Origin of the sequence: Pseudomonas sp. NPDC088885, from assembly GCF_044750025.1 — a bacterium.
Lineage (GTDB): Bacteria > Pseudomonadota > Gammaproteobacteria > Pseudomonadales > Pseudomonadaceae > Aquipseudomonas > Aquipseudomonas rustica.
The window spans coordinates 1-3,559 of the sequence record NZ_JBIVJB010000193.1; the positions used below are offsets into that span (position 1 = coordinate 1).

Annotated in this window: 2 protein-coding genes; both read right to left on the reverse strand. The window is 55.6% G+C overall.

Going from position 1 to position 3,559, the window contains the following annotated elements; all coding sequences use genetic code 11:
• Positions 1-146: 146 nt before the first annotated feature.
• Positions 147-2,543 carry an endopeptidase La gene (gene lon, locus ACIP1X_RS28225; protein WP_400755905.1) on the reverse strand — a complete coding sequence of 799 codons (2,397 nt, stop codon included), beginning with the start codon at positions 2,541-2,543 and terminating at the stop codon, positions 147-149.
• 163 nt (positions 2,544-2,706) lie between these two features.
• The coding region (gene clpX / locus ACIP1X_RS28230) for an ATP-dependent Clp protease ATP-binding subunit ClpX (RefSeq protein WP_400755906.1) at positions 2,707-3,559 on the reverse strand (853 nt) is incomplete at its 5' end.

Here is a 3,559-nt window from a genome sequence, read left to right on the forward strand (position 1 = left end):
TAAGTCCCCTTATATCTATTTTGAGATGATTCTAAGTTTTTTGGTGAAAGCAAAAACGAGTGCTGAAAGGCCTACAGACACTTAAGAGCCGCTTTATAACAAGGGCTCTAAAAAGCTGTCAAGGAAGCCACCCAGGCAAAAGCATACTAATGCGTGCTAATTCTTTCCTTAGCATCAGACTCACGTTTTTCATCCTTGGCAACTATCTCCGGAGCCACATCCGGCAAGGGCTCCGGCGCGTATTGCAGCGCAATTTGCAGGACCTCGTCAATCCATTTAACCGGTTTAATCTGCAGATCCTGCTTGATGTTGTCCGGAATCTCCTTGAGATCACGTACGTTTTCTTCAGGAATAATCACAACCTTGATTCCACCGCGGTGTGCCGCGAGCAGTTTTTCCTTCAGACCACCAATTGCCAGCACTTGACCGCGCAAGGTGATTTCACCGGTCATGGCGACATCAGCGCGCACCGGAATGCCGGTCAATGCCGACACCAGGGCCGTGCACATGCCTACACCGGCGCTAGGACCGTCTTTCGGGGTCGCGCCTTCCGGCATGTGAATGTGCGTGTCGCGCTTCTCGTGGAAGTCCACAGGAATGCCCAGGCTCTTGGCACGGCTGCGCACGACGGTCAGGGCTGCGGTGATCGATTCGACCATCACATCACCCAGCGAACCGGTCTTGATCAGTTGACCTTTACCCGGCACGACAGCGGCTTCGATGGTCAGCAATTCGCCGCCAACCTGAGTCCAGGCAAGGCCGGTCACTTGACCGATCTGATCCTGTTGCTCAGCCAGACCGTAACGGAATTTACGCACGCCGAGGAAGTGTTCCAGCAAGTCAGCTGTCACTTTTACCGAGAAGCGTTTTTCCAGCGCGTGCTCTTTCACAGCTTTGCGGCAGACCTTGGCGATCTGACGCTCGAGGCCACGCACACCGGCTTCACGGGTGTAGTAACGGATGATGTCGCGGATCGCCTCTTCATCAAATTCAATCTCGCCCTTCTTCAGACCGTTAGCGGTGATCTGTTTTGGCGAGAGATATTTGACGGCAATGTTGATCTTTTCGTCTTCGGTGTAGCCCGGCAGACGGATGACTTCCATGCGGTCGAGCAGCGCCGGCGGGATGTTCATCGAGTTCGAGGTGCACAGGAACATCACATCCGAGAGGTCGTAATCGACTTCCAGATAGTGATCGTTGAAGTTGTGGTTTTGCTCTGGATCGAGCACTTCCAGCAACGCCGACGCCGGATCGCCACGCATGTCGCTGCCCATTTTGTCGATTTCATCGAGCAGGAACAGCGGGTTGCGAACGCCCACTTTTGTCATCTTTTGAATCAATCTTCCCGGCATCGAACCGATGTAAGTCCGGCGGTGACCACGAATTTCCGCTTCATCCCGCACACCACCGAGGGCCATGCGCACGAATTTACGATTGGTGGCGTGAGCGATCGACTCGGCCAGCGAGGTTTTACCCACGCCCGGAGGACCGACCAGGCACAACACCGGGCCACGAATTTTTTTCACGCGCTTTTGCACGGCGAGGTATTCAAGGATGCGTTCCTTGACCTCTTCGAGGCCGTAGTGGTCGGCGTCGAGAATGTCTTCAGCGCGCGCCAGATCAAGGCGTACCTTGCTCTGTGCCTTCCACGGCACCTGCACCAGCCAGTCGATGTACGAGCGCACCACGGTGGCCTCAGCGGACATCGGCGACATTTGCTTGAGCTTGTTCAGCTCGGCCGTGGCTTTGGCCAACGCGTCTTTCGGCAGACCGGCAGCGTCGATACGCTTTTTCAGGTCTTCGATTTCGTTGTGGCCTTCGTCGCTGTCGCCGAGTTCTTTCTGAATGGCCTTCATCTGCTCATTCAGGTAGTACTCGCGCTGACTGCGCTCCATATGCTTTTTGACGAGGCCACGAATGCGTTTTTCGACTTGCAGCAGATCGATCTCGGCATCGAGCAGCGCCAGAACGTGCTCGACCCGGGCCGACAAATCGATGATTTCGAGGATTTCCTGCTTCTGCTCGATTTTCAGCGCCATGTGCGCGGCCATGGTGTCGACCAGACGACCCGGCTCATCGATGCTGTTGAGCGACGACAGGACTTCAGCCGGGACTTTTTTGCCCAACTGCACATATTGTTCGAACTGCGACAGCAGTGTGCGCACGAACACTTCGGATTCGCGCTCGGCGGCGTCGACTTCTTCGATCAGCGAGACTTCAGCGCGGCAGTGGCCGTCAACTTCGCTGAAACGCTCGACAGTACCGCGCTGCTCACCCTCGACCAGCACTTTGACAGTGCCGTCAGGCAGCTTGAGCAGTTGCAGAACGGTAGCGATGGTACCTACGCGATAGAGAGCGTCTTCACCGGGATCGTCGTCAGCCGGGTTTCTCTGGGCCAGCAGCAGGATCTGCTTGTCGCCCGTCATCGCGGCCTCGAGGGCTTCGATGGATTTCTCGCGCCCCACGAACAGTGGGATAACCATGTGCGGATAAACCACGACATCACGCAATGGCAGGAGAGGCAATTCGATGGTTGTCTTCATGATTTCGCCTCTACGGCGGCCATATGGCCGTAATCAGATGGAATTGAGCTTGAAACCAAGATGGGGGCTGCCTTGAAAAAAAACAAGCGCAAAGCGGATGTAAAAAATGCCATAAAAAAAAAGAGGCCCGAAGGCCCCTTCTTTGTTGCGGCAGGGTGGACGCTTACGCGTCCGGTGCTGCCTTGGCTGCCGGCTCACTGTTTTCGTAGATATACAGTGGCTTGGACTTGCCTTCGATCACGCTTTCATCGATCACGACTTTGCTCACCTCAGACTGCGAGGGGATTTCATACATCGTGTCGAGCAATACACCTTCGAGAATCGAGCGCAGGCCACGAGCACCGGTCTTGCGTTCCAGGGCACGTTTGGCGACGGATTTCAGCGCGTCAGCACGGAATTCCAGATCGACGCCTTCCATCTCGAACAGCTTGGCATACTGTTTGGTCAGAGCATTTTTCGGCTCGGTGAGGATCTGCATCAGCGCAGCCTCGTCGAGCTCGTCCAGCGTCGCAAGTACCGGCAGACGACCGACGAATTCCGGGATCAGACCGAACTTGACCAGATCGTCAGGCTCGACTTCACGCAGGGATTCACCGACTTTCTTGCCTTCTTCCTTGCTGCGCACTTCTGCGTTGAAACCGATGCCGCCTTTGGTGGAACGGTTTTGAATAACCTTTTCCAGACCCGAGAACGCACCACCGCAGATGAACAGGATGTTACGGGTGTCGACCTGCAGGAATTCCTGCTGCGGATGCTTGCGGCCACCTTGCGGCGGTACGGAAGCGACCGTGCCTTCGATCAACTTGAGCAAGGCCTGCTGCACGCCTTCACCGGAAACGTCCCGGGTGATCGACGGGTTGTCGGACTTGCGCGAAATCTTGTCGATTTCATCGATGTAGACAATACCCATCTGGGCTTTCTCTACGTCGTAATCGCACTTCTGCAGCAGCTTCTGAATGATGTTCTCGACGTCTTCACCTACATAACCCGCCTCGGTGAGGGTGGTTGCGTCGGCG

Excerpts from the sequence above, each read along its gene's own strand:
- lon (WP_400755905.1), bottom strand. The coding sequence starts at position 2,543 with ATGAAGACAACCATCGAATTGCCTCTCCTGCCATTGCGTGATGTCGTG.